This window comes from Streptomyces sp. NPDC021225, assembly GCF_044332865.1.
GTDB lineage: Bacteria > Actinomycetota > Actinomycetes > Streptomycetales > Streptomycetaceae > Streptomyces.
In genome coordinates this window covers 458,956-484,312 of the sequence record NZ_JBIRPV010000005.1, presented here as the reverse complement: position 1 = coordinate 484,312, position 25,357 = coordinate 458,956, and the positions used below count along the sequence as shown (strand labels likewise).

Here is a 25,357-nt window from a genome sequence, read left to right as displayed (position 1 = left end):
CCGAGAGGCGAAAACTGGTTATACCGGAGGCATGCTCCCGCCTCCTGAGGGGCCCGCCGACGGGCCTCCCGCCGAGCTGCCCTCCGTCGCCCCGCGCCTGCGCGACCTGCGGCGGCGCAGCGGCCTGACGCTCGAATCCGCCGCCCGGCTGGCCGGGCTCTCGCCCGCGCATCTGTCCCGCCTGGAGACCGCCCGGCGCCAGCCGTCGCTCCCCATGCTGCTGGCCTTGGCCCGTACCTACGGCACCACGGTATCGGACCTCCTGGGCGAGGTGTCGCCGGAACGGGACCCGATCCTGCGGGCCGACCGGATGGAGGCCTCACGGACGGGCGGCTGGACGTACTGGCGGGCCGGCGGCGGCGGCCGGGCGATGCAGGCGCTGCGGGTGCACGTACCGGCGGGGCCCGGCCCCCAGGAGGACCTGGTGCGGGTCCACCCGGGCGAGGAGTGGCTGTACGTCACCCGGGGCCGGCTGCGGCTGACGCTCGGCGAGACCGTCCATGTGCTCGCCGTCGGCGACGCGGCCCACTTCGACTCGCTGACCCCGCACCGCATCGCCGCCGCCTCGTCCGGAGGCGTGGATCTGCTGTTCGTCCACACACTGCTTCAGAGCGGCACGGCCGACCTGTGCCTCGGCGACGCCGTCCGCGGAGGGAGGCACAACGCGCCATGACCGACGCCGACAACACCCTGGGCACCACGCCGGGCACCGGGGCCGCACAGAACAGCGGAACCGCACAGACCGGCAAGGTCGTGCGGGAGGAGGACCGGGCCCCGATGGGGTTCACCATCCGCGTCTTCATCTATCTCGTCGGCGTTCACTTCATCGCCGGGTTCCTCTTCCTGCTGTTCTACCTGGCCGGGGCGAAATAGGCCGGGGCGAAATAGCCCGGCCCTCCGGAGCGGCCCCCGGGCGCGGCGCAGTCACCCCGCGCGGGTGGAGAACAGCCCGCCCGTCGGCCCCTGCTTGTCCCCGCCCTGCGCCTTCTTCAGCGCGTTGGCCAGGCCCTCCATGGTCAGCGACTGGAGGATCACCCGGCCATTGCCCTCCAGAGTGGCCAGGGACAGGCCCTCACCGCCGAACACCGCGTTCATCAGGCCCTGGCGGTTGAGCCCGCCGATGCGCTGGACGCCGTACTGGATGCCCTCCTCGAAGGCCACGATGCAGCCCGTGTCGACCTCGATCCGGCCGCCGAAGTCGGCGGGGTTGAGGTCGATGAAATTGCCCGCGCCGCAGATGATCACCGTGCCGCGCCCGGTGAACTTCTCCAGGATGAACCCCTCGCCGCCGCTGCGCCCCGTCCTGCCGCCCTGGAAGGCGATGCCGAACTCCACGGTCGACTCGGCCGCCACGAAGGCGTCCTTCTCCGCGAACCAGGCGCGGCCGCCGTCCAGCTCCAACGCCCGCATCTCCCCGGGCAGCACGCCCGCGAACCCGACGGTGCCCTCGCCGCCGGTCGAGGTGAAGTACTGGAAGGCGAGCGACTCCCCCGCCAGCGCCCGCTGGCCCACCTGCATGGCGGTGCCCATGGCCTGGCGCAGCATGCCGCCCATGCCACCGCTTCCGCCGCCGTCCCCGTTGCCCCCGGCGGCCTGTCCGCCGCCCGCGCCGGGCCCGGACAGCCGGGTCTCCATCGTCACGTTCGACGTCTTGAACAGGAACTTTCCTGCCTCGCAGTAGACGGTCTGGCCGGGCTGGAGGCTGCAAACCGCCATCTGCATGGCGTTGCCGACGATCTCTTGGCGCAGGGTCACAGCAGGACTCCTCGGTACGGACATGGCGGATATATCGCAATGGCCAACGCTCGACCCGAGGCCCTGGGTTCCACCGGAGAAACGCGATCGCGGTCACAGGCCGACGGCACAATAATCCCGATCATGGACACAGGCACCGGCATGGACCGGGCATGGCTGGGGCGCCCCTGGACGTGCGCCCCCTCTTCCCCGTCGACCGCAGCGCCCTGCTCGATCTGCTGACCGCCCTGGACCCGGCGGACTGGCGGCGCCCCACCGTCTGCCCCGGGTGGGACGTGCACGACCTGGTGGCCCACCTCCTCCACGATCACCTCCGCCGGCTGTCCGGCGGCCGCGACGGGCACCCGGGGTCGCCGTTCGGCCCCGGCGAGACGCTGCCGCGGTTCATCACGCGGACCAATGAGGACTTCGTCCGCGTATCGCGGCAGCTCAGCCCGCGCGTGCTGACCGAGCTGCCGGCCACGCTCGGCCCGCGGCTCGACGACTTCTGGGCCGGCCTGGACCCCGCCGCGCCCGCCGGCCTGGACGTGTCCTGGGCGGCCCCCGGGGCGCCCGCCCCGAACTGGCTGGACACCGCCCGCGAGTACACCGAGTTCTGGGTCCATCAGCAGCAAATCCGCGACGCCGTGGACCGGCCGGGCGCCACCGGCCCCGAGCTGCTGCACCCCGTGCTCGACACGTTTCTGCGCGCCCTCCCCCACACCCTGCGCGCCCACCCGGCCCACGGCGGCGCGACGGTACGGATCCTGGTGCCCGGCCCGGGCGGCGGGGCGTGGACGGCGGTACGCGACGGCGACCACTGGGCGCTCCGCACCCCCGCCACCCCGGACGACCACCCCACCACCCCGGCGACCGCGGAGGTCGAGCTCGCCGCGGACACGCTGTGGCGGCTGGCCACGCGCGGGATCACCCCGCGGGAGGCGCGGCGCCGGGCCACGGTGCGCGGGGACGAGAAGCTGGCGCGGGCCACGCTGACGATCCTCGCGATCGTCCGCGAGCCGGAGCCGGAGCCGGAGATCTGACCCCGTCCGGCCCAACGGACAAAAAATTTCCGGCCGTTGTGACAGAACCGCCGCGGCGGCCGCGTCTACGGGGTGGTCGGCCGTACTTCTTCGGCGGCCATCGGACTCGGCCCCACTGGGACCGGGGTCCGAGGCGATCGATTCACCGAGAGGGGGAGCCGTCGATGACCGCAGTCGACGACGCCTTCCCGCGCGACCCCGCGACGCGCCACCGAGCGGAGAGCCGGGCCACCCAGGTCCACGCCGCCGCCCACACCACCGCCCGCGAGGTCAGCTCCGGCGGCCACTCGACGTTGCGCCACACCGTCGGGCCCAGCCGGCCGGACCACCATTCCGCCGCCCCGGCGACGGCGCGCGCCGCCAGCGTCGCGCAGATGTCCGGGAGGTCCGCATGAGCGACGAGGAGTTCGACGCGCGGGCGGATTTCATGGCCTGGTGCCGTGAACACACCCAGCCGCTCCGGCTGACCGCGCGTCGGCACGCTCGCGACCACCAGGCCGCGGACGACGCCGTACAACATGTGTTGGAGAGCCTCTGGAAGAAATGGGATGACGCTGACCTTCGCCGGAAGGTCAGGAACACACCCGGATACGCCCAGCGCTGCGTGATCAACGCCTGGCGCTCCATGGAGCGCAGCGAGACCGCGGAACGCGAGCGTCTCAAGAAATACGCCTCCGGCGAGCTGGTGCCGGAAACGCAGGATCTTTACTCCGACATCGAGTGGAAGCTGAGCCTTCCGCCCATGCTGGAAATGCTCAACCCCACCTGGCGTTCAGTCATTGAACTGCGGTACCAGCAGGGCAGGTCGTTCCCCGAGATCGCCGCGATCATGGGCATCTCCGAGTCGACCGCCCGCCGATTCGACAAGAGGGCGCTCATCGCCCTCGCGGAAGCCGAACGGGCGTCTGGAGAGAAAGGAGGCGGGGATGGACGTCGTTGAACGTCTCGCCCTGGCATCCCAGCACGCTTCCCCGGATTCGGTTCGGCCCGACGCGGAGACCTTCCTGGCTCGGGTGTTCCCCGAGCTGGGATTCGTCTCTTCAGCGGTTTCCGCCACGGGGGTCGGCCACAGCGCGGCCGGCCCCCGGCGGGCCGAATCCGAGGAGGACCTCGTTCAGGGGTACGCGATACCGCCCGGCGCGAGCCGGGAGGAGCTGCTGGACGAGCTGAGAGAGATCACCCGGAATCACGAGGGAAAGGATGGTGCAGGACTCCGACGTATCGCGGAACTCGTGGAACTCCTGGACGGCGAAGAAGCGGCCTACGCGTGGTGGCGCCACGCAGCGCAGGCCGGCGACGAAGTAGCGGTCGCTGTCGTCGAGGAACTGCACGCGGAGCAAGAACTCTCAGGAGAACGACCCAGCGTTCTTCCGATGACGATTCGCCCGGCCCTGACACGGGGGGCAGGACCGAGCGAGACGTGACGCAACAAGTACGCGGGCGGTAAACAGGGGTTGCCGCGCGCGTTTCGGGGGAGGGGCCCGGTCTCGACAGCAGGGGGAAAAGTCGAGACCGGGCCCCGCTGTATTTATTCCTCAGCCGCACACATGCTTTCTGACGTAATTCCCTCCCCGGCCGCGTCTCCTCTATGAAGACACCGAGGAGGCAAGCAGTGCCCAGGACAGGCGAAAGCACACGCAGGCAGTGGAACTCCGAGCGGAAATACTCGCGATACGCGAAGAAGGGGCTCGGCATCGCATTCGGCGCCACGATCAGCTCACTGGTCAAGCTGGGCTGGGAGCATGTACGCCGGGAGTACGGCCTGTGATCATCCGTCCCGACCCCGAGGGGAGCAGCACGATGGCAGACGACGCGGCGGCGAGGGCCCGCACGATGTGGCCCCTGTTCGAGCCGATCCACGCGGTCACCTACTTCGCGCCGGAGGCCCTGGCCGCGTACGAGGACGCGGGCCTCCGCGGCTTCTGGCGCGGCTACTTCGCGGGCCGCGCCGCGCCCCTCGGCCCGGTCGGGCCCGGCCCCGTCGTGGCCGCCTTCTTCGGCTTCGCGCCGGCCATGGTCGCCCGCGCCCTCCCCGCCGTCTGGGGCCTGGCCGCTCCCGAGCGTGCCTTGGAGCTGCGCCGCACGGGCGCCACGGCCGCGCTGGCCCGCCTGCTCGCCGGGCACGAGCGCGCGGTGGAGCGAGCCGCCGAGGCCCTGGCCCCGCGCGCCGCGGACCTGGACGGCTCCGGGCGCGTCCTGGCCGCCGCGAACGGCACCCTCGGCTTCCCCGACGACCCCCTGGGGCGCCTCTGGCACGCCGCCACCCTGCTCCGCGAACACCGCGGCGACGGCCATGTCGCGGCCCTCGTCGCCGCCGGTCTCGACGGCTGCGAAACCCTCGCCCTCCGCGCCGCCGTCGACCTCCCCCGCGCCGAACTCCAGCCGGTCCGGGGCTGGACCGACGCGCAGTGGCAGGCCGCCGAGCAGCGCCTGGCCGAACGCGGCCTGCTCGCCCGGGACGGCTCAGCGACGGACGCCGGGCGCGAGACCCTCCGTACGGTGGAGGCGGCGACGGACCGGGCCGCCGAGCGCCCCTGGCAGACGCTCGGCCCCGACGAGGCGGCTGACCTGGTGAGCCTTCTGACGCCCCTCGCGACCGCCTGCGGCTCCGCGCTCCGCTTCCCCAACCCGATCGGGGTCCCGAAGCCGACGGGGTGAGCGCTCTCGCGCCTGGCTCACTGGGTCCCGAAGTCGTGAGCGGTGCCGTTGGCCACGGCCTGGAGCTTGTCCGGGTTGGCCACGTTGTGGATGGTGGTGATGCGGCCGTCGGGGTCGAAATCGAAGGTGACGGTGGCGATCACGCGGTCCGGCCCGCTGAACACCACGCCCGGCCCGCCGTTGATCTCGACGAGTTCGGCTTTCATGTCGGCGGGCTCGATGCCCTGGTAGGTGACGGTGCCGATGGCGGCGAACCAGTTGGCCACCGTGGAGGCGCCCACGACCGGGAGCAGGGCCTGACGGACCTTCCCGCCGCCGTCGGTCCACAGCGTGACGTCCGGGGACAGCAACTCCATCAGGGCATTGACGTCACCGCCGGTCGCGGCGGCGAAGAACCGATCGGTGACCTCGCGCTGCCGCGCCCGGTCCGCGGTGAAGCGCGGCCGCCGGGCCCGCACATGCTCACGGGCACGGTGTGCGGCCTGCCGCACCGCGGCTTCGGAACGCTCCACCGCCTCCGCGATCTCGGCGTGGCTGAAGTCGAAGACCTCCTTCAGCACGAACACCGCGCGCTCCAGCGGGCTGAGTGTCTCCAGTACCACCAGCATGGCCATCGACACCGACTCGGCGTCCGCGACGGTCTCGGCGGTGTCGCCGATGGTGAGGATGGGCTCCGGCAGCCACGGCCCCACATAGGTCTCGCGCTTGTGCCGGGTGGAGCGCAGCCGTGCCAGCGCCAGATTCGACACGATCCGCGTCAGATACGCCTTGGGGTCGGCCACCTGCGAGCGGTCGGCGGCCGACCACTTGATCCAGGCGTCCTGGACCGTGTCCTCGGCATCGGCCGCGGTGCCGAGGACACGGTAGGCCACCGAGAACAGCAGATTGCGATGCTGGTTGAACACCTGCTGGTCGGCGTCCGGGGAGGGGTGGGTCATCTCGACCCCCGGATGCGGGTGAAGCGGCCGCCACGGGGCCAGAACGCGCCCGAAGCGGGCATCTTCTTCATACGGCCATAGGTCGGCCAGGGCGAAGCAGTCACCGTCTCCTTATACCTGGCGGCAAACCTGCCGGTCAGATACGCCCGCCGCGGGCTGTCGTCGGGGTGGGTGAACTGCACCACGGCGTCGTTGCGGCCCAGGCTCACCGGGGTGTGGTAGTAGCCGAAGCGGAACGGCTTGGGCTCCTTGCCCTTCAGCACCCGGTCGATCGACAGCGCGGCGTGCACACCGGTCGGCATCCCGCCCTGGCAGGTGCCGTGCATCAGGCCATACCCCTGGCGGATCGCCGCCGCGTCACCCACCGCGAACACCTCCGGGTGCGACACCGACCGCAGCGCGGTGTCCGTGACGACCCGGCCGCGCTCATCGACAGCCAGCCCCGCGGCGGCCGCCAGCGGCGACACCCGCGTACCACTCGTCCACAACACCACATCCGCGGCGACGCTCTCCCCACCCGCCAGCTCGACCGCATCCGGCAGCACCTTCGCCACCTCGACCCCGCTACGCACCTGAACACCCAGGCGCTGGAGCGCGGCCCGCATGTACGCCCGGGCCTTCGGGTTCATCGCCGCACCAGGCTCACCCCGGCCCAGCAGCACCACATTCAACTCCGGGTACCGCTCCGCGATCTCCGCCGCCGACTCCACACCCGTCAGCCCACTCCCGCCGACCACCACCGTGCCCCCGCCACCGAGCCGCCCCAGCCGCCCGGCCAGCACCTCGGCATCCTGCGGGCTGTTCAGGGTGTAGGCGTGTTCCTCAACACCCGGCACCGTGGCCGTGTCCGCCACACCACCCAGCCCGTACACCAGCGTGTCGTACTCCAGCACCCGATCGTCATCGACCCGCACCGTCCTCGCCCCGGCGTCCACCGCCGTCACCCAGCCGCGCACGAACTCCGCCCCGGTCCCCTCCAGCAACTCCGGGATGCTCAGCTCCGCGAGCTGCTGCCCGGTCGCCGTCATGTGCAGCCGCAGCCGCTCGGTGAACCGCTCCTGCGCGTTCACCACCGTCACCCGCACGCCCTCGCGCCCCTTGACCCGGGCCGCGAGCTGAACCGCCGCGGCCATCCCCGCGTAACCCGCCCCCAGAACCACCACACGGTGTGCGCTCATCGTTCCGTCCTCCCTCATCGCCTGCTGACGACCACGAGATGCAAGCAGCCAGCGCGAACGTGACATGAGGTCGATGTGACGCGCGACACAGCGACTGACAGGAAGGTTCCGGCAGTCGAGAATCACCTCGAAGGGGCGGAGTGGTGTGAGTGCTGAGGCCGCGGCGATCAACCTGGGGCGGACGCTGGCGACGCGCGTCGTCCGGATGTGGCTCGACCCGCGTACGCGCGAGCAGGAGAGCCGGATGGACATGTCCGCGCTGATCCGGCGGCGGATACCGGGGCTGCGGGCCCAGCGTGGCGTGGAGCGGCAGTTCGAGCAGATCGCGGACGCGGTCGCGGCGCGGCTTGAGCCCATCTGCGGGCATGAGTTCCGCGGCCTGGACGAGGGCGGACGGCGGGCGGCGCTCGACGCCGTGACGGCGGCCTTCGCCCACGCGGACCTGTCCGACGAGGCGATCCTCGGGTCCGACGCCAACCCGGCCGAGCTCGCCCGCCGGGTCCGTACCGCCGCTTCCCCGCCGACCGGGCTGAGCGAGGCGGAGACGCGCTTCTACGAACTGCTGCTGGCCGAGTGCTGCGACTGCTATGTGCAGACCCTGCGCCGCCTCCCGGTCTTCACCGAGCGCGGCGTCACCGAGCTGCTCGGGCGGGTCGGCGAGCTCGGCTCGGAGCTGAGCCGGGTGCTGGAGCGGCTGCCCGTCAGGTCGTTGTACGCGCCGCAGGGCGCGGATCAGGACGCCGCCTTCCGCCGGGAGTATCTGGAGTTCATCAGCCGCACCATGGACGAGGTGGAGCTGTTCAGCTTCACGGCAGGGCAGGCGCCGCGCACCAAGCTGTCCGTCGCATACATCAGTCTGCGCGTCAGCACGGACGAGGCGCGGGCAGCGCGGCGGACGGGCCACGGGTCCGTCGACCGGTTACGGACGGGCATCGGCGCATGGGACACGGCCGAGCAGGAGTCGCCGACGAGCGTACGGGTCGAGGCGGCACTGAAGCAGGCGCCACGTGTGCTGTTGCGCGGGGAAGCGGGCTCCGGGAAGACGACGCTGCTCAACTGGCTGGCCGTCACCGCGGCACGGTCTGGGTGTTCTTCGGCATGTGCCATGGCCCTTACCCAGGCCCGCTCGACCTGTCCTCGCTGGCCGGCCGCCCGGCCCACCCCCGTCTGAGCGTCGAGGTGGGCACAACGCAGGTCGTCACGGGCGCCGACCGCCTCGGGCCGGGCGTGCAGGTCCGCTACCGGTGAGGTTCACCCCCGCCCAGCTCCGCGTACCGCGCCGCGAGCCGCTCCGCGCCCGCCTCCGTGAGCGTGCCGTGCAGCCGCAGGCGGGCGACGCCGCCGTCCGGGAAGATGTCGATGCGGACGTGGGTGGCGGGCGCGGCCCCGGCGAGTTGGAAGCGGTGGACGGTGTCGGGCTGGAGGCGGGTGCGGGGCAGGAGTTCGGTCCAGCCGGGGGCCGAGTGGTCGGCCGGGTCGGCGCCGGCGGTGGCGTCGAGGGCGTAGAGCGCGGCCCAGCCCGGGGCGTTGCCCTTGTAGCAGCCGGTGTCGATCTCGACGGCCCGGATCCGGGCCTGTTCGGTGAGCCGGTAGCGGACCCAGTCGTGGCCGTGGTCGCGGCGGCGGCGGGTCTCCCAGCCCTCGTCCATCTTGCGGGAGCGGCCGGGCTGGATGGAGTTGGCGGGCGGGGAGTAGAAGCGGTCGGAGGCGTCCTCGGCGGCGCCGCCGTTCTCCAGGGCGGCCAGGTCGAAGGTGCCGAGGGCGGTGAGCCAGCCGGGGTCGGGGACGGCCTCGCCGTGGACGCGGAGGCGGGCGATCCCGCCGTCGGGGTGCTGCTTCAGCCTGAGGTGGGTGAAGCGGCGGGCCACCGCGACCGGGAAGCCGTTGGCCGCGTGGCCGCCCACGGGGGTGCGGGGGACGAGTTCCGTCCACTGCACCCCATCGGCGAGCAGTTCTTCGGGGGAGGGGGTGCCCGCCACCGATGTCGCCTCGACGCCGACGGCCTGCGGGTAGTTGCCGCGGAAGTGGGCGGTGTCGACGACGATGCCGTGGATGACGCCGGGCGTGCCGAGGCGGATCAGCGCCCAGTCGTGGTCCTCGCCGGCGGGGTGCGGGTGCTCGGCCGAGGCGCCGCGCCGGCGGCGGGTCTCCCAGCCGTCCATGACCTTGCCCTTGTGGCCGAAGTCCTCGGGGTCGAAGTGCGGGGCCTCGGGCCGCAGCAGGTTCTCGCGCTCGGCGAAGAACTCGTCGTTGGCCGCGATGACGCTCGCGCCCAGCCGCCGGTCGGCCAGGTCCGCGAGGTGGGTGAAGGGGAGGTCCGCGGTGCGGTAGTCGGCGTACGGGTCGCCGCCGCCGTAGGGGCTCGCGTCGCCGGTGAAGCGGGGAATGGGCGCGGTCATGCGGTGTGCTGCCTTTCCAGGAGTCGGCCGGTGGGTCCGGTGGGTGCGGCCGGGGCGCCGTGGTCGGCGATCTTCCGGCCGCGCAGCCAGGTGGACCGCACGACGCCGTACAGGGTCTTCCCTGCGTAGGCGGTGACCTGATTGCGGTGGTGGAGCGCGGCCGGGTCGACGGTGAAGGTCTCCTCGGGCGCGAGGACGGCGAAGTCGGCGTCGCGCCCGGGTTCGATGGCGCCCTTGTGCGCGAGGCCGACCAGCGCGGCGGGGGCGGTGGACATCCAGCGGGCGAGGTCGTGGAGCGTACGGCCGCGGCGGCGCGCCTCGGTCCAGACCGCGGGGAGGCCGAGCTGGAGGGAGGAGATGCCGCCCCAGGCCTGTCCGAAGTCGCCGACCTTGAGGTCCGCGGTGCACGGCGAGTGGTCGGAGACCACGCAGTCGATGGTGCCGTCGGCCAGGCCCTGCCACAGCGCGTCCTGGTTGGCGGCCTCGCGGATGGGCGGGCAGCACTTGAACTCGGTGGCGCCGTCGGGGACTTCCTCGGCGGTCAGGGTGAGGAAGTGGGGGCAGGTCTCCACCGTGACGTCGATGCCCTCGCGCCGGGCGGCGGCGATCAGCGGGAGCGCGTCGGCGGAGGACAGATGCAGGATGTGCACGCGGGCGGCGTGCTTGCGCGCGAGTTCGATCAGCCCCGCGATGGCCCGGTTCTCGGCCTCGCGCGGGCGTGAGGCGAGGAAGTCGGCGTAGCGGGGGCCGCCGGGGCTCGGGGCGCGGTCGATCAGCTGGGGGTCTTCGGCGTGGACGATGAGCAGGCCGCCGAAGCCCGCGATCTCGCCGAGCGCCGCGTCGAGTTCGGCGGGGGCGAGCTGGGGGAACTCGTCCACGCCGGAGTGGAGCAGAAAGCACTTGAAGCCGAGGACACCGGCGTCGTGCAGGGGTTTCAGGTCCCGTACGTTGCCGGGGACGGCGCCGCCCCAGAAGCCGATGTCGATGTGGGCCGCGGCGCGGGCGACGGCGCGCTTGAGCTCCAGCGCCCGGACGGTGGTGGTGGGCGGGATGCTGTTGAGCGGCATGTCGACGAGGGTGGTGACGCCGCCGGCCGCGGCCGCGCGGGTGGCGGAGGCGAAGCCCTCCCATTCGCTGCGGCCGGGGTCGTTGACATGGACGTGGGTGTCGACGAGGCCGGGGAGGAGGGCGTCGTCCCCGAGGTCCTCCAGGCGGGCCGCGGGCGGGACGGCCGTGTCGTACGGCAGGACTGCCGAGATCGTTCCGTCGGCCGTGGCGATGGCGACCGATGCCGCGCGTGTCCCCTCCGGGGTCACCACACGGGTCGAGCGCAGCACCAGATCCGGATCCGCGTCGGACATCCGCACCCTCCGATCTTCCGCAAAGCGGAAACAACTTTCTGCTCTACGAGTTTTCACCGAGCCGCCCGCCGGGTCAAGACCCGACAGGCCGAGGCCCGTCCGCTCCCCAAGCGACCGTTCATAGAATGGAAGTGGATTTTCGGAGCGCAGAACCTGGCCGCCCAGGGGCGGGTAGGCTGCCCGTTGGCCGGTCGGCCGGGGCGGGACAACCGCGGGAGGGCCGGCCCCACCCGCCGCGAAAGGAATGCCGACGTGCCGTCCGCCGAGCCCAAGACCGCCGCTGCCGCCTCCGGCGGCGTCCAGTCCCTCGAGCGAGCCTTCGATCTGCTCGAGCGGATGGCGGACGCCGGGGGCGAGGTCGGGCTGAGCGAGCTCTCCGGCAGCAGCGGGCTTCCGCTGCCCACCATCCACCGCCTGATGCGCACCCTGGTCGCCTGCGGCTATGTGCGGCAGCAGCCGAACCGCCGCTACGCGCTCGGCCCCCGGCTGATCCGGCTCGGCGAGAGCGCCTCCCGGCTGCTGGGCACCTGGGCCCGGCCGTATCTGGCGCGGCTGGTGGAGGAGACCGGCGAGACCGCGAACATGGCGCTGCTGGACGGCGACGAGGTGGTGTACGTGGCGCAGGTGCCCTCGCGCCACTCGATGCGGATGTTCACCGAGGTCGGGCGGCGGGTACTGCCGCACACGACGGGCGTGGGCAAGGCGCTGCTGGCGCACACGCCCGCCGATGAGGTGCGCGCGCTGCTGGCCCGGACCGGCATGCCGGCCGCCACCCCGAAGACGATCACCTCGCCGGACGAGTTCCTGGAGGCCCTGGGCCGGGTGCGCGAGATGGGCTACGCGGTGGACGACAACGAGCAGGAGATGGGCGTGCGCTGCCTCGCGGTGGCCGTGCCCGACTCGCCCACGGCGGCGGCCATCTCGATCTCGGGCCCGGCCGGGCGGGTGACGGACGAGGCCACGGAGGACATGGTTCCGATCCTCAAGGAGGTCGCGGCCCAGCTGTCCTCCGCGCTCGCCAGCACGGGATCGGCCTGACGGTACCCCCCCCGGCCTCCCGACTCCCCTCAGTCCTCAGCCCTCAGTCCCTGCCGACTCCCCTTCCCCGCGGCTGCGGCACCTCGCCGAAGAGGTCGATCGCCGCGCGCACCCCCGTCAGCGCGGCGGCCAGTGCGCTCACCGAGCCGAGCGCGCCCGCGATGAGCAGCAGCGCCCGGCGCAGCCGGGGCACTTCGGGCACTCCCTCGCGCGCCATGGCGTCCAGCGCGGCGAGTTCGTCGTCCGCTATGGCCCGGTCCGGCAAGTCGGCCGGGTGGGCGGCCAGTTCGCGCCGCAGCCGGGCGACGGCCCGGCGCAGCTCCGTCGCTCTGGGATCCTCCTCGGTGCAGCCCACTCGGCTGTCCTCCACGACCGCGGCGCCCTCCACTGACCAGGCGCCGGGTGTCGTCCGGAGCCTCATGTGATCGTCGGACATCACTGTCCTGCTCGCCCTCGCGCGGCTTTGCACGAAGCCTGCCCCCTTCTCCCCACGGCCCCTGGACGCGCCGATCGGACGCGAGAGGCCGCGGATCAGTTAACGCCACTCTGTGCACGACACGCCATACGGAGAGCGAAAATCAGACCGGGTACCACAGGGGGATCTTGAAGGGACGAGCGGGAGAAACAATGCCCATGGATCGCACATCGCATGAAAAGTCCCAGGTCGCCGGGTTGCTGCTGGCCGCGGGCGGCGGCAGGCGGCTGGGCGGGCGGCCGAAGGCTTTGCTGGCCCACCGGGGCAGGCCACTGGTGGAGCACGCGGCGCGGGCGCTGCGGGAGGGCGGCTGCGCCCCGGTGCACATCGTGCTGGGGGCGGGCGCCGAGGCCGTACGGGCCAGGGCCGAGCTCCCCGGGTGCACGCTGGTCGACAACCCGGACTGGGCCGAGGGCATGGGCTCCTCGCTGCGGGCCGGCCTCGCCTCGCTGGCCGGTACGGGCGCGCGGGCGGCGCTGGTGATGCTCGTGGACCAGCCGGGGATCGGGGCCGCGGCGGTGGCCCGCGTCGCGGCGGCGTACGACTCGCCGTCGTGCCTGGTCGCGGCGGTGTACGACGGGCTGCGGGGCCATCCGGTGCTGTTCGGTGCCGAGCGGTGGGGGGATGTCGCGGCGAGTGCGGTGGGCGATCGGGGGGCACGCGCTTATCTGAAGGCTCATCAGTCGGCGGTCAGGCTCGTCGACTGCTCCGATGTCGCCCGGCCTGACGACATCGACACCCCGGAGGACCTGGGGCGGCTGGAGTGAGGCCAACAGGACGTTGAAGTTCCGCCATGAGGAAATTAGTATCCACAGAACAGAAGACGGAAGCTCACGTATTTCGCCGTGTGTCGCCCGAGGAGTGACCGCCCATGTCCGCACCAGCACCGTCCCCGCTGGCCATCGTCGACGCCGAGCCGCTCGAGCGGCAGGGAGAGGTGCTGACCGACTCGGCCCTGGCCTTCCTGGCCGAGCTCCATCACCGCTTCACCCCGCGCCGCGACGAGCTCCTCGCCCGCCGCGCCGAACGCCGCGCCGAGATCGCCCGAACCGGCACCCTTGACTTCCTCCCGCAGACCGCCTCCATCCGCGAGGACCCCGACTGGCGCGTCGCCCCCGCCCCGGCCGCCCTCGACGACCGCCGGGTGGAGATCACCGGCCCCACCGACCGCAAGATGACCATCAACGCCCTCAACTCGGGCGCCAGGGTCTGGCTCGCCGACTTCGAGGACGCCTCAGCCCCGACCTGGGAGAACGTCGTCCTCGGCCAGCTCAACCTCATCGACGCCTACGAGCGCCGCATCGACTTCACCACCCCCGAGGGCAAGGCGTACGCGCTGCGCCCCGCCGAAGAGCTCGCCACCGTCGTCGCCCGGCCGCGCGGCTGGCACCTCGACGAGCGCCATCTGCGGGCCGGTGACCGCGCCGTGCCCGGCGCCCTCGTCGACTTCGGGCTCTACTTCTTCCACAACGCCCGGCGCCTGCTCGACCAGGGCAAGGGCCCGTACTTCTACCTCCCCAAGACCGAGTCGCACCTCGAGGCCCGCCTCTGGAACGACATCTTCGTCTTCGCCCAGGACCACCTCGGCATCCCCCAGGGCACCATCCGCGCCACCGTTCTCATCGAGACGATCACCGCCGCGTACGAGATGGAGGAGATCCTCTACGAGCTGCGCGACCACGCCTCCGGGCTGAACGCGGGGCGCTGGGACTACCTCTTCTCCATCGTCAAGAACTTCCGCGACGCCGGGGCGGACTTCGTCCTCCCCGACCGCAACGCCGTCACCATGACCGCCCCGTTCATGCGCGCCTACACCGAACTGCTGGTCCGCACCTGCCACAAGCGCGGCGCCCACGCGATCGGCGGCATGGCGGCCTTCATCCCCTCCCGCCGCGACCCCGAGGTCAACGCCGTCGCCTTCGACAAGGTCCGGACCGACAAGGACCGCGAGGCGAACGACGGCTTCGACGGCTCCTGGGTCGCCCACCCCGACCTGGTCCCCGTCGCCCGCGCCTCCTTCGACGCGGTGCTCGGCGACCGGCCGAACCAGAAGGACCGGCTGCGCGAGGACGTCCGGGTCACGGCCCCCGAGCTGATCGACATCGCCTCCCTCGACGCCAAGCCCACCTCGGCCGGCCTGCGCAACGCGGTCCAGGTCGGCATCCGCTACATCGAGGCCTGGCTGCGGGGCCTGGGCGCGGTCGCGATCTTCAACCTCATGGAGGACGCCGCCACGGCCGAGATCTCCCGCTCCCAGATCTGGCAGTGGATCAACGCGGGCGTGGTCTTCGAGAACGGGGAGAAGGCGACGGCCCCACTGGTCCGCGCGATCGCGGCGGAGGAACTGGCGGCGGTCCGCGAGGAGATCGGCGCGGAGGCGTTCGCGGCGGGCAACTGGCAGCAGGCCCACGATCTGCTGCTCAAGGTCGCGCTGGACGAGGACTACGCGGAGTTCCTGACGCTGCCGGCGTACGAGCTGCTGCGCTGAGCGGGGCCTGCACGCGGCGGAGCCGCACAGGGGCTCTGTGTCCCGCCCCTTGGGGCTGGGGCGCAGAGCCCCTCCGCGTCAGGCGTCGCAGTCCATGGCCGGGAGCCTGCCGTCGTCGCCCGTGATGATCACCTCCGCGTTGCCGTCGCCGCCGTCGACGTACGCGGCCGTGCAGACCAGCTGGCGCACGGCCGTCTTCTCGAGGTCGCGCACCGCGATCGAGACCCTGACGAACACCTGGTCCGGGCCCGCCTTCACCCCCACGAACCCCCTCGACCGGGGCAGCTCCGTATGGAGCCCGGCCGCGCGCGCCTGCTCGCTCGGGCCGGCCAGCAGCATGGTGAGAACCTTGCCGCCGGGCACCACGTACTCCCCCTCCTGGCTCAGGAAGAACCCCCTGGACTCCGGGGTCAGACGGCCTTCCGAGGAGACGAAGAAGAGAATCACCCGCTGCTCGGCGTCGGGCAGGACGGTGACGGTGGCCGGGCCGCCGGCCTCGACTACATCGCTCTGCCGCACCCCGCAGCCGGTGAGCAGCGCGGCCGCCACCGTGGCCGAGCCCAGGCGGCCCAGGCTGCCCGGACGCTTCACGCCGTCACCTCCCCGCTCGTCACGGGGATCTCCACGGTGAAGACGGCGCCTCCCTGTGGGCCGTTCGCCGCCCGGATCGTGCCGCCGTGCAGCCGTACGTTCTCCAGGGTGATGGCGAGGCCGAGGCCGCTGCCCTCCGACCGGGTGCGGGCGGAGTCCGCCTTGTAGAAGCGGTCGAAGATATGCGGCAGCGCGTCAGGGCGGATGCCGGGGCCGCTGTCGGCGACCTCGGCGACGAGCCGGGGCAGCTCACCGTCCGGCGCCGGGGGCGTCTCCGTCCGCAGCCGTACGACGACCGGCGCGGCGCCGTGCCGCAGCGCGTTGCCGACGAGGTTGGCGACGACGACATCGAAACGGCGGGGGTCGAGCCGGGCCCGGATGCCGTCGGGCAGGTCGGTGACGATCTCGTCGGGGTCGGTCCAGTGGCGGCTGCTCAGGGTCTTGCGGATGGTCTGCGCGACGTCGACCTCGTCGGTGTTCAGCTCGGCGGCCCCGGCGTCGAAGCGGGAGATCTCCATCAGGTCCTCGACGAGGACCGCGAGTTTGCCGGTCTCCGCGCTGATCAGCCGGACGGCGGCCGCGGTGTCGGGGGCGAGGCGGGCCGCGTCCTCGTCCAGGACCTCGGTGACCGCGAGCATCCCGGCGAGCGGGGTGCGCAGCTCATGCGAGACGTCGGAGGCGAAGCGGCGGGCGCGCGCCTCGGCGTCCTGGAGTTCGCCGACGGATCGCTCCAGGGCGACGGCGGACTCGTTGAAGGTGCGGGCGAGGTCGGAGAGTTCATCGCTGCCCTTGACCTGGATCCGGGTGTCGAGGCGGCCCCGGCCCATGCTCTGCGAGGCCTTCCGCAGGTCGCGCACCGGGCGCAGCACGCTGCGCGCGGCCAGCAGCGCGGGGACGAGCGCCACGGCGAGCCCCGGCAGGGCCCCGTCGCGGGCCGCGGTGACCATGGCCCGGACGTTGGCCTCCTCGTCGGTCAGCGGCATCACGGCGTAGAGCACAAGACCGGTGGGGCGCACGGTCTTCCCGGCCCGGAAGACGGTCGGGACGGCGACGGTCAGCCAGGGGGCGCCGTGCTTCTCGACCCGCTGGAAGCTGCCGCTGCGCGGGCTGGCGAGCGCGGCGCGGCGCAGCTCCGGGGTGATGACGGTGGAGACGGGGCTGGTGCCGGAGGAGACCCGGACCGAGCCGTACTCGGCGAACACCACCCAGGGGTGCGGCTTGCCCTGCCGGGCGAGCTGACGCAGGCGCTCCTGAAGGGACTTGGGCTCGACGGGGAGCTGGACGCCCATATCGCTGACCCGGTCCCGGAAGGAGGAGACGGCGGTGTCCTGGGCCTGTTCGAGGATCGCGGTGCGCGCCTTGCGGTAGGTGAGGGTCGCGGTGGTGCCGGCGCTGACCGCGGCGACCAGCAGGAAGGCGAGCACGAGCCGGGTGCGCAGCCCGATGCGGGCTCTCCAGCGGGTCAACGGGGGCTCACAGCGGTCCGAAGCGGTAGCCGAAGCCCCGCAGGGTCTGTATGTAACGCGGGCTGCCGGCCACGTCCTCGATCTTGTGGCGCAGCCGCCGTACGCAGGCGTCGACCAGGCGGGCGTCGCCGTGGTAGCTGTGCTCCCAGACCTGTTCGAGCAGTTGCTGACGGCTGAAGACCTGCTCGGGCGCGGCGGTCAGATACAGCAGGAGCTTCAGCTCGGAGGGCGCGAGGGCGAGGCGTTCCCCGGCCTTGGACACGGCCAGCCCTGCGCGGTCGATGGCGAGGTCGCCGTAGAACTCGACGGCTGGGCGCCCGCCGGGCTCCTCGATGCGGCGCAGCACGGCCCGGATACGGGCCTCGATGACCTCGGTACGGGCGGGTTTGACGATGTAGTCGTCGGCCCCGGCCTCAAGACCGACCACCACGTCGAAGTCGTCGCCACGCGCGGTGAGCATGATGATCGGCAGCTGGCTGGCCTCGCGGACCTGGCGGCAGACCTGGACTCCGTTGATGCCGGGCAGCATGAGGTCCAGGAGCAGCAGGTCGGGCTGGAACTCACGGATGGCGGTGAGCCCGGCCTCGCCGGTGGCGGCGGTGCGCACCTCGTGTCCGCGGCGGCGCAGGCCGAGTTCGATCCCTTCGCGGACAGAGGGGTCGTCTTCTATGAGAAGGACGCGTGGCATGTGCGGAGTATTCCATTCCAGCAGGTGAGGCGGCGTCTGTTCAGGCGCGGCATCCGGTCAGGCGCGGCATCCGGTCAGGTGCGGCGGCGCAGTTTGCGGAACACCGCCTTGAGCGCCGCGTCCAGTTCGGTCAGGCGCAGCGGCCCCGCCAGGATCGCGTAGACCGCCGCGATGGCCGCCAGGCCCGCGGTGGCGGCGGCGACCGGGCCCAAGGAGGCCGTGCGGGTGGCCGCCAACTGGCCGTAGACGGTGGCCGGCGCGGCGGCCAGCAGCAGCCGGACCAGCGCGCCCACGGACGGCGAGCGCCACAGCCCGCCCCGCCGCACCCTCGTCCGCCCCCGCCCGCCCGGCGTGGGCGCGGGCGTCGGCGGGAGCCTGCGGTTCAGCACATACGCGGTGGCCGCCCAGCCCGCGAACAGCGCCACCGAATAGGCCCCGGCCATCCCGGTGACCGCCCAGCGCGCGGGCAGCAGCAGATACGCGGCCACGGACAGCCCCGCGTTGAGCCCGGAGATCACCAGGTTCAGCAGGAAGGGCGTGCGGGTGTCGGAGAGCGCGTAGAAGGCGCGCGAGAGGACGTACTGCCCGGAGAAGGCCACCAGCCCCGGGGCGAACGCCATCAGGGTCCCCGCCATGACCTCGATGTCGTCCGCGCCGGTCCTGCCGTACTGGAAGACGGCCGCCATCACCGGCCCGGCGAGCGAGAAGAGCGCGCAGGCGGCGGGCACGACGGCGGCGGCGCTGCTGCGCAGGGCGTACGAGACGTCCCGCCGCACGGCCGCGGTGTCGCCGTCGGCCGCCGCCCCGCTCATCCTCGGCATCAGCGCGGTGACCAGCGACACGGTCACGATCCCGTGCGGTACGGCCCACAGCAGATACGCGTTGTTGTATGCGCTGAACCCGGCGCCGTCCGTCCCCTCGGCCGCCGCGCGCTCCCCGGCCCGCGTCGCCAGCCAGGTCACCACCCAGTACGCGACCTGGTTGGTGAACACCAGCAGCACCAGCCAACCGGCCGAGCGCAGCGGCCGGGACAGCCCGCTGCCCCGCCAGTCGAACCTCGGCCGCCAGCGGAAGCGCGCCGCGCGCAGCGACGGCAGCAGCGCCAGCGCCTGGACGGCGATGCCCGCGGTCGTCCCCCAGCCGAGCAGCGCGGTCTCGCCGGGGGTGAGCGTGCCCCCGGTACCGGCCGTGGCCAGATACAGGCCGAACACGGCGATCACGACGACGTTGTTGAGGACGGGGGTCCACATCATCGCGCCGAACCGGCCCCGGGCGTTCAGCACCTGCCCCAGCAGGGTGAAGAGCCCGAGGAAGAAGATCTGCGGCAGGCAATAGCGGGCGAAGGCGACCGTCATCGTGGCCTGCCCGCCCGTGTAGTCGGTGTACGCCGCGACGATGGCGGGCGCGGCGAGCACCGCCCCGGCAGTGATCAGCAGCAGGGCCGCGGTGCAGACGGTGAGCAGCCGGTCGGTGTACGCGGCGCCGCCGTCCGCGTGTTCCTTGGCGGCCCTGACCAGCTCGGGCACGAAGACGGCGTTGAGCGCGCCGCCCAGGAGCAGCGTGTAGACGATGTTGGGCACGGAGTTGCCGACCGCGTAGCCGTCGGCGGCCAGCCCGACGCCGAGCGCGGCGGCGACGACGGCGGAGCGGACGAATCCGGTGGCGCGGGAGACCAGGGACCCGGCGGCCATGAGCGCCCCGCTGCGCAGCACGGAGGCGGGGCGGCCGGCGGGCGGGGCATGGGGCTCGTCGACCGCCTCGGCCGCCGGGTTCGCCTCGGCCGCCGGGTTCGACTCGGCCGCCGGGTTCGCCTCGGCCGCCGGGTTCGCCTCGGCCGCCGGGTTCGCGGGGGCGCTCATCGGCGGGCCAGATACAGCTGGAAGGCGCGGTACAGCGCGTGGTTGGCGGTGCCGCTCAATGGTGTCTCCCACTCCCCCAGCGTCTCGACAACCTGGCCTCCGGTGCCCAGCTTCCAGCGCAGCAGCCCGAACGGCCGTTCGTCGGGGTCGAGTGTGGAGGGTACCCCGCGCATGTCGTACACCTCCGCGCCCCGGTCGTGGGCGTCCAGCAGCATCTGCCACTGGAGGGCGTTGGAGGGGCGGACCTCGCGCCGGTGGTCGGCCGAGGCCCCGGTCTGGTACCAGACCCGCCGGCCCACCGTGATCATGGTGTGGGCGGCGAGGATCTCGCCCTGGTGCCGGGCGAGGTAGAGCCTCATCCGCCCCGGCTCCTCGGCGTTGAGCGCCGCGTACTGACGCTCGTAGTACGCCAGTGAGCGGCCGAGGCGGAAGCCGTCGCGCTCCTCGGTGATCCGCAGCAGCCGGTAGAACTCGGGGAGTTCGGCGGGGCCGCCCGACTCCACCCGCACGCCCGCCTTGTGGGCCCGGCGGATGTTGCGCCGCCACTCCTGGTTGAGCCCCTGCCACAGGTCCTCGCGGGACCGTCCGGCCAGCGGCACCCGGAAGACATAGCGGGGCTGAGCGTCCCCGTCCTCGTCGTCCCCGCCGCAGCGCTGCCAGCCGCGGGCCCGCAGCCGGTCGGCGACGGCGGTGCCCAGCGGGTCGACCTCGCTGGCGAGGACGTCGGACAGGCGCCGCCCGGGTCCGGTGCGCGCCTTCAGCGCGGCGGCGTGCCAGCCGCGGTAGGCGGGGGCGGGCCCGATGCGCACGGCGAACACGCCGCAGCCGCGCAGATGGCGCAGCAGCGGGTCGAGCCAGCCGTCGATGTCCGGGTCGGTCCAGTCGGCGACGGGCCCCTCGGGCAGATAGGCGAAGTACTTCCGGGTGCCGGGAAGCTGACGCAGCAGCACCAGCGCGACCCCGCTCAGCTCCCCCGCCCCGGGTCCGGCCTCCGGCCCCCAGCCGAGCAGCCTCGACTGCCAGCCGTCCTTCACCTCGGCCCAGGACGGGCACTGGAGAAAGCCGGGGCCCAGGGCGGAGCCGGCGCGGGACGCCAGGAAGGCGCGGTACGCCTCGGGGCTGATCGGCTCCAGCCGGGCTTCCCGCTGACCGCGGCTCGCCGTCACCAGCAGTGCTGACACTGCGCCTCCTCGGGTGCCGTTGATGGGGATGCGAGGAAGATTCACAGCCGCCCATGACCGTGCCGAGCGGCGAGTGTGACCGGACGATGACCGTTCCTGTGCGGTCGCCGTCACATGGCCACCGGTCGGCGCACTCGTCCGTGCGCATAGCCGTGCGCATGGCGAAAGGCCAGGTCAGACGGGTTGTCTGACCTGGCCTCGGGAGACGGGTCGTACGGTTGCGGTCCGTCAGTCGCGCACGGCGGCGTACGGCAGGTACGAACCGGGCTTCTCCGGGTGGTCCACGGTCCCCGACGTCCAGATCCGGCCCGTCTCGTCGGTGTCCGCCCCGATGAGGTGTCCGGCGCCGGGCGGCCGCTCCCCACGGACCAGGCGGCCGCCGTCGTCCAGGGTCAGGGTGTAGTTGCTGTCCGGGTCCACCGCGGGGTCCACGGTCTCTCCGACGATCACCGGGCGCTTGTGGTCGTCGAAGGTGATGCCGCGCAGCTCGGCGGTCTCCTTCGGCGTGGGCACCTCCTTCCAGCGGCCGCGGTCGAGGCGCAGCACCACCGGCCGCCGCCACAGCTCGTCGTCCTGGGCGAGCCCTACAGCCCACAGCTCGCCCGGCTCCCGCTCCTCGATGTCGTAGAGGTAGAAGGTCGTGTCGTCGAGCTGGGAGGGGAGCCGCTGGCGGGTCCAGGCCGTGCCGTCGAAGTGCGCGACCCCCTTGACCCCGAGCAGCCATACGTCGTCGTCCGCCAGCGGGAGGACGTTGATCGTGGAGCCGACGGCCGCCTCGGCCGGGATCTCCACGCTCCGCCAGGTCCCGTCGGAGCCCTTGGTCATCAGCAGCGGACTCTGGAGCCCGTCCTCGTTGTCGTTGAAGAGGCCGCCGCCGGCCCAGACCGTGCCCTGCGGCGAGACGGCGACCGCGTGGAAGCCGCCGCGCGCCCCGGCGGGCAGGGGCACGTCCTCCAGCTGCCAGGCGCCGCCGTCCCAGCGTTCGACGATCGGCGCGTCACCGCCGTCGCCGCCGCCCTGGGAGCCCACCGCCCACGCCTCGCCGCCGGCGCCCGCGGCGATGTCGTCGAAGCGGCCGTGCTCCACGGGCTGCGGCGTCCTGGTCCAGCCGCTGCCGTTCCAGCGCAGGGCGAGCGGCGACCAGTCGGTCACATCGATCCCGGCGGTCCATGTCGCCCCCTCGGCGCTGGAGATGTCGTAGAGGACGGCCTCGCTCAGGCCCTCAGGCACGACGGCGCGCCAGGAGCCGGGCCGGGCGGACGCCGGGGCGGCGCCGATCGTCAGCGCGGCCACTCCGGCGGCCAGGGCCACGGCGAGACGGCGACGGCGGACGGCGCCGACGCGGGGTGTGGTGTCGGACAAGGAGATCCCTTTCTTCCGGTTCCTCGGATGCGGAACGCGAGGAGGCTCACAGCCGCCCGTGACCGTGCCGCGCGGCGCATGTGACCGGACGATGACCGTTCCTCTCCAGCTGCCGTCACATGGCCGCGCGGGCCGATTCCCGTGCTTTTCGCGGCTTAGAGTCCCGAGCGTCCCGTCATCTCCCCGACTCTCACGGAGGTTTCCGTTGCGCCAGATACGTGTGCGCTCCGCCGCCACCGCCACGGCCGCCGCCGCCCTGCTGACCGCCGCGCTCAGCGGCTGCTCCTCCGGCGGCGCGGCCCCGGCGAAGGCGGACGCGAAGGTCGGCGGCGGGGGCTCGGGCGGCAGGGCGGTGGCGGTCACCGTCACGCCCCGGCGGGCGGGCGAGCCGGTCGAGGTCGCCGCGAGCGGCGGCACCCTCGCCTCGGTGACCGTCACCGACGGACGGGGCGGCAGGCTCACCGGCACGGTGTCGCGCGACGGCCGGACCTGGACCTCGGACCGCAACGCCGCGCCCGGCACCACCTACACCGTCAAGGCGGCCACCCGCGCCGAGGGCGGGGCGGCGGGAAGCGCGAAGTCGTCCTTCACCACCGCCGCCGCGGGCCTCGTCAACAAGGTGGACTGGCGGCCGGGCGGGGACACCACGGTCGGTGTGGCGCAGCCGATCTCCCTGGTCTTCGACCGCCCGGTGAAGAACAAGGCCGCCGTCGAGAAGCAGCTCAAGGTCACCACCTCGAACAACACCGAGGGCTCGTGGGGCTGGATGAAGGACTGGTCCGGCCGGGACCGGGTGGACTGGCGGCCCAAGGAGTACTGGCGGCCCGGCACCAAGGTCACCCTGGACGCCCGGCTGAACGGCACCGACTCGGGCCAGGGCGGCGGCTGGTTCGTCCGCGACTACAAGCTCGGCTTCACCATCGGCGCCCGGCAGGTGGTCAAGGTCGACCTCGACGACAAGCGGCTCACCCTGGAGCGCGACGGCAAGGCGGTACGGACCTTCCCGGTCTCCGGCGGCACCCCCGGCGCCGACACCGGCTCATGGCGGGGCACCGAGGTACTGATGGCCAAGGAGGGCACCATCCGGATGAACTCCGAGACCGTCGGCCTCGGCAACGCCTACGACGAGACGGTCGACTACTCGATGCGGCTGACCTGGTCGGGCACGTACGCACACGCCGCGCCCTGGAACGCCGCCTACTTCGGCAGGGCCAACAAGAGCCACGGCTGCATCGGCATGAGCGACGCCAACGCGGCGTGGCTGTACGAACACGCCCGCATCGGCGACCCGTTCGAGGTCAAGGGCGCGGAGACGAAGGGGCAGGTGGCGCTGAACAACGGCTTCGGCGACTGGAACGTGAGCTGGGAGGAGTGGCGGGCCAAGAGCGCCCTGCGCTGACCGGGCCGCATTGGCTCAGCCACTCAGCCGCCGTGCCACTCAGCCGCCCTGCCATGAGCCGCCCCGCCACTGAGCCGCCCCGCCGCTCAGCCGTCGGCCGCGATACGGGCGAGCCGACGGGCCTCGTCGCGGGCGCGGCGGGCGATGTCGTCCTCGTCGGCGGTCATCAGCCGGCCCGCCTCCACCACCGGGCGGCCGTCCACGAGCGACAGGGTCACCGGCGCGGGCGGGCCGAGGACCAGGGCCGCGACCGGGTCGGCGATCGTCGAGTGGCCAAGGCCGTCCAGCTTCCACAGCACCAGGTCGGCCAGCTTGCCCGGCTCCAGCGAGCCGATCTGGTCCTGCCGGCCGAGCACCCGGGCCCCGCCGTAGGTGCCGAGGCGCAGCGCCTGACGGACGTTCAGCGCCGCCTCCCGGTGCGGTCCGAGCCGGCCCACCAGCAGGGCGTTGCGCAGTTCGGTGTGCAGCTCGCCGGACTCGTTGGAGGCGGTGCCGTCCACGCCCAGGCCGACCGGCACCCCGGCGGCCAGCAGGTCGGGGACGCGCGCGATGCCCGCGGCCAGCCGGGCGTTGGACGAGGGGCAGTGCGCGACGCCCGTGCCGGTGCGGGCGAAGGCCGCGATGTCGGCGTCGTTCATATGGACGCAGTGCGCCATCCACACGTCCTCGCCCAGCCAGCCGGTCGACTCGAAGTAGTCGGTCGGGCCCATCCCGAACAGCTCGTGGCAGAACTTCTCCTCCTCCACCGTCTCCGAGCCGTGCGTGTGCAGCCGTACGCCCTTGCGGCGGGCCAGCGCCGCGCCCTCGCGCAGCAGTTCGGTGGAGACCGAGAAGGGCGAGCAGGGCGCGACCGCGATGTGCAGCATGGAGTCGAAGGAGGGGTCGTGGTGGGTGTCGATCGCCTCCTCGGTGGCGCGCAGCGCGCCTTCGGTGGTCTCGACTGCGAAGTCCGGCGGTAGCCCGCCGTCCGAGACACCCCGGTCCATGGAGCCGCGCGCGGCCGTGAACCGCACGCCCAGCTCCCGCGCCGCGCTGATCTCGGCGCCCAGCAGGTCGCCCGCGCCGCGCGGGAAGACGTAGTGGTGGTCCATGGCGCAGGTGACGCCGCCGCGGACCATCATGGCCAGCGAGGCGCGCGCTGCCTCGTGCACCATCGGCTCGTCGATCCGGGCCCAGGTGGGGTAGAGCGCGACCAGCCAGTCGAAGAGGTTGTGGTCCTGGGCCAGGCCGCGGGTGAGCCACTGGTAGAAGTGGTGGTGGGTGTTGACCAGGCCGGGGGTCGCCAGATGTCCGGTGCCGTCGACCCGGCGGACCACCCCGTCCAGGCCGGCGGGCGCGGGGCCGGGGCCCACCGACTCCAGGCGGTTGCCCGCGACCACGAGGTGGCCGTCGGCGTACTCGGTGTCATGGGCGTCGACGGTGGCGATGGCGCAGTTCTCGATGACGATGCGGTTCGGTGCGGCGGCGGTGTGGCCGGGTTCCGCGGTGTTGTTCACGTC

Annotated in this window: 26 protein-coding genes; 13 read left to right on the top strand and 13 right to left on the bottom strand. The window is 72.9% G+C overall.

The window, feature by feature from the left end:
• The first annotated feature begins 31 nt into the window (after window positions 1-31).
• Both ACH4S9_RS24300 and ACH4S9_RS24295 read left to right on the top strand, forming a co-directional pair.
• Complete coding sequence (locus ACH4S9_RS24300) at window positions 32-673, top strand: XRE family transcriptional regulator (protein ID WP_311723447.1); 642 nt, start codon at window positions 32-34, stop codon at window positions 671-673.
• Window positions 670-873 carry a DUF6126 family protein gene (locus ACH4S9_RS24295; protein WP_311723448.1) on the top strand — a complete coding sequence of 68 codons (204 nt, stop codon included), beginning with the start codon at window positions 670-672 and terminating at the stop codon, window positions 871-873. The genes ACH4S9_RS24300 and ACH4S9_RS24295 overlap by 4 nt, the downstream gene beginning before the upstream one ends.
• Window positions 874-924: 51 nt before the next feature.
• Here the strand turns inward: ACH4S9_RS24295 and ACH4S9_RS24290 are convergent, their stop codons facing one another.
• Window positions 925-1,755 carry an AIM24 family protein gene (locus ACH4S9_RS24290; RefSeq protein ID WP_385341177.1) on the bottom strand — a complete coding sequence of 277 codons (831 nt, stop codon included), beginning with the start codon at window positions 1,753-1,755 and terminating at the stop codon, window positions 925-927.
• A gap of 152 nt (window positions 1,756-1,907) precedes the next feature.
• On the opposite strand from ACH4S9_RS24290, the gene ACH4S9_RS24285 reads away from it, so the two are divergent.
• From ACH4S9_RS24285 to ACH4S9_RS24260, 6 genes are all read left to right on the top strand, one after another.
• A complete protein-coding gene (locus ACH4S9_RS24285) occupies window positions 1,908-2,777 on the top strand; it encodes a maleylpyruvate isomerase family mycothiol-dependent enzyme (RefSeq protein WP_398373822.1) in 870 nt (289 codons plus the stop codon).
• Window positions 2,778-2,941: 164 nt separating this feature from the next.
• Window positions 2,942-3,172 (top strand): hypothetical protein, encoded by a 231-nt coding sequence (locus ACH4S9_RS24280; protein WP_311723451.1) that lies wholly within the window; start codon window positions 2,942-2,944, stop codon window positions 3,170-3,172.
• The gene (locus tag ACH4S9_RS24275; protein WP_398373821.1) at window positions 3,169-3,717 is read left to right on the top strand and encodes an RNA polymerase sigma factor; all 549 of its coding nucleotides are present in this window, start codon (window positions 3,169-3,171) and stop codon (window positions 3,715-3,717) included. Before ACH4S9_RS24280 ends, ACH4S9_RS24275 begins: the two co-directional genes overlap by 4 nt.
• The gene (locus tag ACH4S9_RS24270) at window positions 3,704-4,201 is read left to right on the top strand and encodes a hypothetical protein (protein ID WP_398373820.1); all 498 of its coding nucleotides are present in this window, start codon (window positions 3,704-3,706) and stop codon (window positions 4,199-4,201) included. The genes ACH4S9_RS24275 and ACH4S9_RS24270 overlap by 14 nt, the downstream gene beginning before the upstream one ends.
• A 188-nt stretch (window positions 4,202-4,389) precedes the next feature.
• On the top strand, window positions 4,390-4,545 hold the full coding sequence (locus ACH4S9_RS24265; RefSeq protein ID WP_361188530.1) for a hypothetical protein: 156 nt from the start codon (window positions 4,390-4,392) through the stop codon (window positions 4,543-4,545).
• Window positions 4,546-4,577: 32 nt separating this feature from the next.
• The gene (locus ACH4S9_RS24260) at window positions 4,578-5,435 is read left to right on the top strand and encodes a hypothetical protein (protein ID WP_361188527.1); all 858 of its coding nucleotides are present in this window, start codon (window positions 4,578-4,580) and stop codon (window positions 5,433-5,435) included.
• A gap of 17 nt (window positions 5,436-5,452) precedes the next feature.
• Here ACH4S9_RS24260 and ACH4S9_RS24255 read toward each other — a convergent pair whose 3' ends face one another.
• Together ACH4S9_RS24255 and ACH4S9_RS24250 are read right to left on the bottom strand one after the other, a co-directional pair.
• Window positions 5,453-6,373: an RNA polymerase sigma-70 factor gene (locus tag ACH4S9_RS24255; protein ID WP_398373819.1), complete on the bottom strand. Its 921-nt coding sequence runs from the start codon at window positions 6,371-6,373 to the stop codon at window positions 5,453-5,455.
• Window positions 6,370-7,551: an NAD(P)/FAD-dependent oxidoreductase gene (locus ACH4S9_RS24250; RefSeq protein WP_398373818.1), complete on the bottom strand. Its 1,182-nt coding sequence runs from the start codon at window positions 7,549-7,551 to the stop codon at window positions 6,370-6,372. Before ACH4S9_RS24250 ends, ACH4S9_RS24255 begins: the two co-directional genes overlap by 4 nt.
• 145 nt (window positions 7,552-7,696) lie before the next feature.
• Between ACH4S9_RS24250 and ACH4S9_RS24245 the strand changes: the two genes are divergently transcribed.
• Window positions 7,697-8,722, top strand: coding sequence for an NACHT domain-containing protein (locus ACH4S9_RS24245; RefSeq protein ID WP_398373817.1), 1,026 nt, complete (start codon window positions 7,697-7,699; stop codon window positions 8,720-8,722).
• A 67-nt stretch (window positions 8,723-8,789) separates the two neighbouring features.
• Here ACH4S9_RS24245 and alc read toward each other — a convergent pair whose 3' ends face one another.
• Both alc and allB read right to left on the bottom strand, forming a co-directional pair.
• Window positions 8,790-9,950, bottom strand: a complete 1,161-nt coding sequence (alc, locus tag ACH4S9_RS24240) for an allantoicase (RefSeq protein ID WP_398373816.1) — start codon at window positions 9,948-9,950, stop codon at window positions 8,790-8,792.
• Window positions 9,947-11,311: an allantoinase AllB gene (gene allB / locus ACH4S9_RS24235; RefSeq protein WP_398373815.1), complete on the bottom strand. Its 1,365-nt coding sequence runs from the start codon at window positions 11,309-11,311 to the stop codon at window positions 9,947-9,949. The genes alc and allB overlap by 4 nt, the downstream gene beginning before the upstream one ends.
• 252 nt (window positions 11,312-11,563) lie before the next feature.
• Here allB and ACH4S9_RS24230 point away from each other — a divergent pair, with 252 nt between their 5' ends.
• The gene (locus ACH4S9_RS24230; protein ID WP_311723460.1) at window positions 11,564-12,349 is read left to right on the top strand and encodes an IclR family transcriptional regulator; all 786 of its coding nucleotides are present in this window, start codon (window positions 11,564-11,566) and stop codon (window positions 12,347-12,349) included.
• A 43-nt stretch (window positions 12,350-12,392) separates the two neighbouring features.
• Here the strand turns inward: ACH4S9_RS24230 and ACH4S9_RS24225 are convergent, their stop codons facing one another.
• Window positions 12,393-12,785 (bottom strand): DUF5955 family protein, encoded by a 393-nt coding sequence (locus ACH4S9_RS24225; RefSeq protein WP_311723461.1) that lies wholly within the window; start codon window positions 12,783-12,785, stop codon window positions 12,393-12,395.
• Window positions 12,786-12,982: 197 nt separating this feature from the next.
• On the opposite strand from ACH4S9_RS24225, the gene ACH4S9_RS24220 reads away from it, so the two are divergent.
• Both ACH4S9_RS24220 and aceB read left to right on the top strand, forming a co-directional pair.
• Window positions 12,983-13,591: a nucleotidyltransferase family protein gene (locus tag ACH4S9_RS24220; protein WP_311723462.1), complete on the top strand. Its 609-nt coding sequence runs from the start codon at window positions 12,983-12,985 to the stop codon at window positions 13,589-13,591.
• Window positions 13,592-13,695: 104 nt separating this feature from the next.
• The gene (aceB, locus tag ACH4S9_RS24215; RefSeq protein ID WP_398373814.1) at window positions 13,696-15,312 is read left to right on the top strand and encodes a malate synthase A; all 1,617 of its coding nucleotides are present in this window, start codon (window positions 13,696-13,698) and stop codon (window positions 15,310-15,312) included.
• Between the two features lie 78 nt (window positions 15,313-15,390).
• On the opposite strand, the gene ACH4S9_RS24210 is transcribed toward aceB, so the two are convergent.
• From ACH4S9_RS24210 to ACH4S9_RS24185, 6 genes are all read right to left on the bottom strand, one after another.
• On the bottom strand, window positions 15,391-15,903 hold the full coding sequence (locus ACH4S9_RS24210; protein WP_311723464.1) for a hypothetical protein: 513 nt from the start codon (window positions 15,901-15,903) through the stop codon (window positions 15,391-15,393).
• Window positions 15,900-17,369, bottom strand: coding sequence for an ATP-binding protein (locus tag ACH4S9_RS24205; protein WP_398373813.1), 1,470 nt, complete (start codon window positions 17,367-17,369; stop codon window positions 15,900-15,902). The genes ACH4S9_RS24210 and ACH4S9_RS24205 overlap by 4 nt, the downstream gene beginning before the upstream one ends.
• 7 nt (window positions 17,370-17,376) lie before the next feature.
• The gene (locus ACH4S9_RS24200) at window positions 17,377-18,057 is read right to left on the bottom strand and encodes a response regulator transcription factor (RefSeq protein ID WP_311723466.1); all 681 of its coding nucleotides are present in this window, start codon (window positions 18,055-18,057) and stop codon (window positions 17,377-17,379) included.
• Between the two features lie 74 nt (window positions 18,058-18,131).
• Window positions 18,132-19,748, bottom strand: coding sequence for a murein biosynthesis integral membrane protein MurJ (murJ, locus tag ACH4S9_RS24195; RefSeq protein ID WP_398374011.1), 1,617 nt, complete (start codon window positions 19,746-19,748; stop codon window positions 18,132-18,134).
• A 164-nt stretch (window positions 19,749-19,912) separates the two neighbouring features.
• Window positions 19,913-21,097 (bottom strand): lipid II:glycine glycyltransferase FemX, encoded by a 1,185-nt coding sequence (locus ACH4S9_RS24190; protein WP_398373812.1) that lies wholly within the window; start codon window positions 21,095-21,097, stop codon window positions 19,913-19,915.
• A gap of 228 nt (window positions 21,098-21,325) precedes the next feature.
• On the bottom strand, window positions 21,326-22,459 hold the full coding sequence (locus ACH4S9_RS24185) for a hypothetical protein (RefSeq protein WP_398373811.1): 1,134 nt from the start codon (window positions 22,457-22,459) through the stop codon (window positions 21,326-21,328).
• Window positions 22,460-22,664: 205 nt separating this feature from the next.
• On the opposite strand from ACH4S9_RS24185, the gene ACH4S9_RS24180 reads away from it, so the two are divergent.
• Window positions 22,665-23,858, top strand: a complete 1,194-nt coding sequence (locus ACH4S9_RS24180) for an Ig-like domain-containing protein (protein WP_398373810.1) — start codon at window positions 22,665-22,667, stop codon at window positions 23,856-23,858.
• Between the two features lie 86 nt (window positions 23,859-23,944).
• Here the strand turns inward: ACH4S9_RS24180 and ACH4S9_RS24175 are convergent, their stop codons facing one another.
• Window positions 23,945-25,354, bottom strand: a complete 1,410-nt coding sequence (locus ACH4S9_RS24175; RefSeq protein WP_385341208.1) for an 8-oxoguanine deaminase — start codon at window positions 25,352-25,354, stop codon at window positions 23,945-23,947.
• Window positions 25,355-25,357 lie beyond the last annotated feature (3 nt).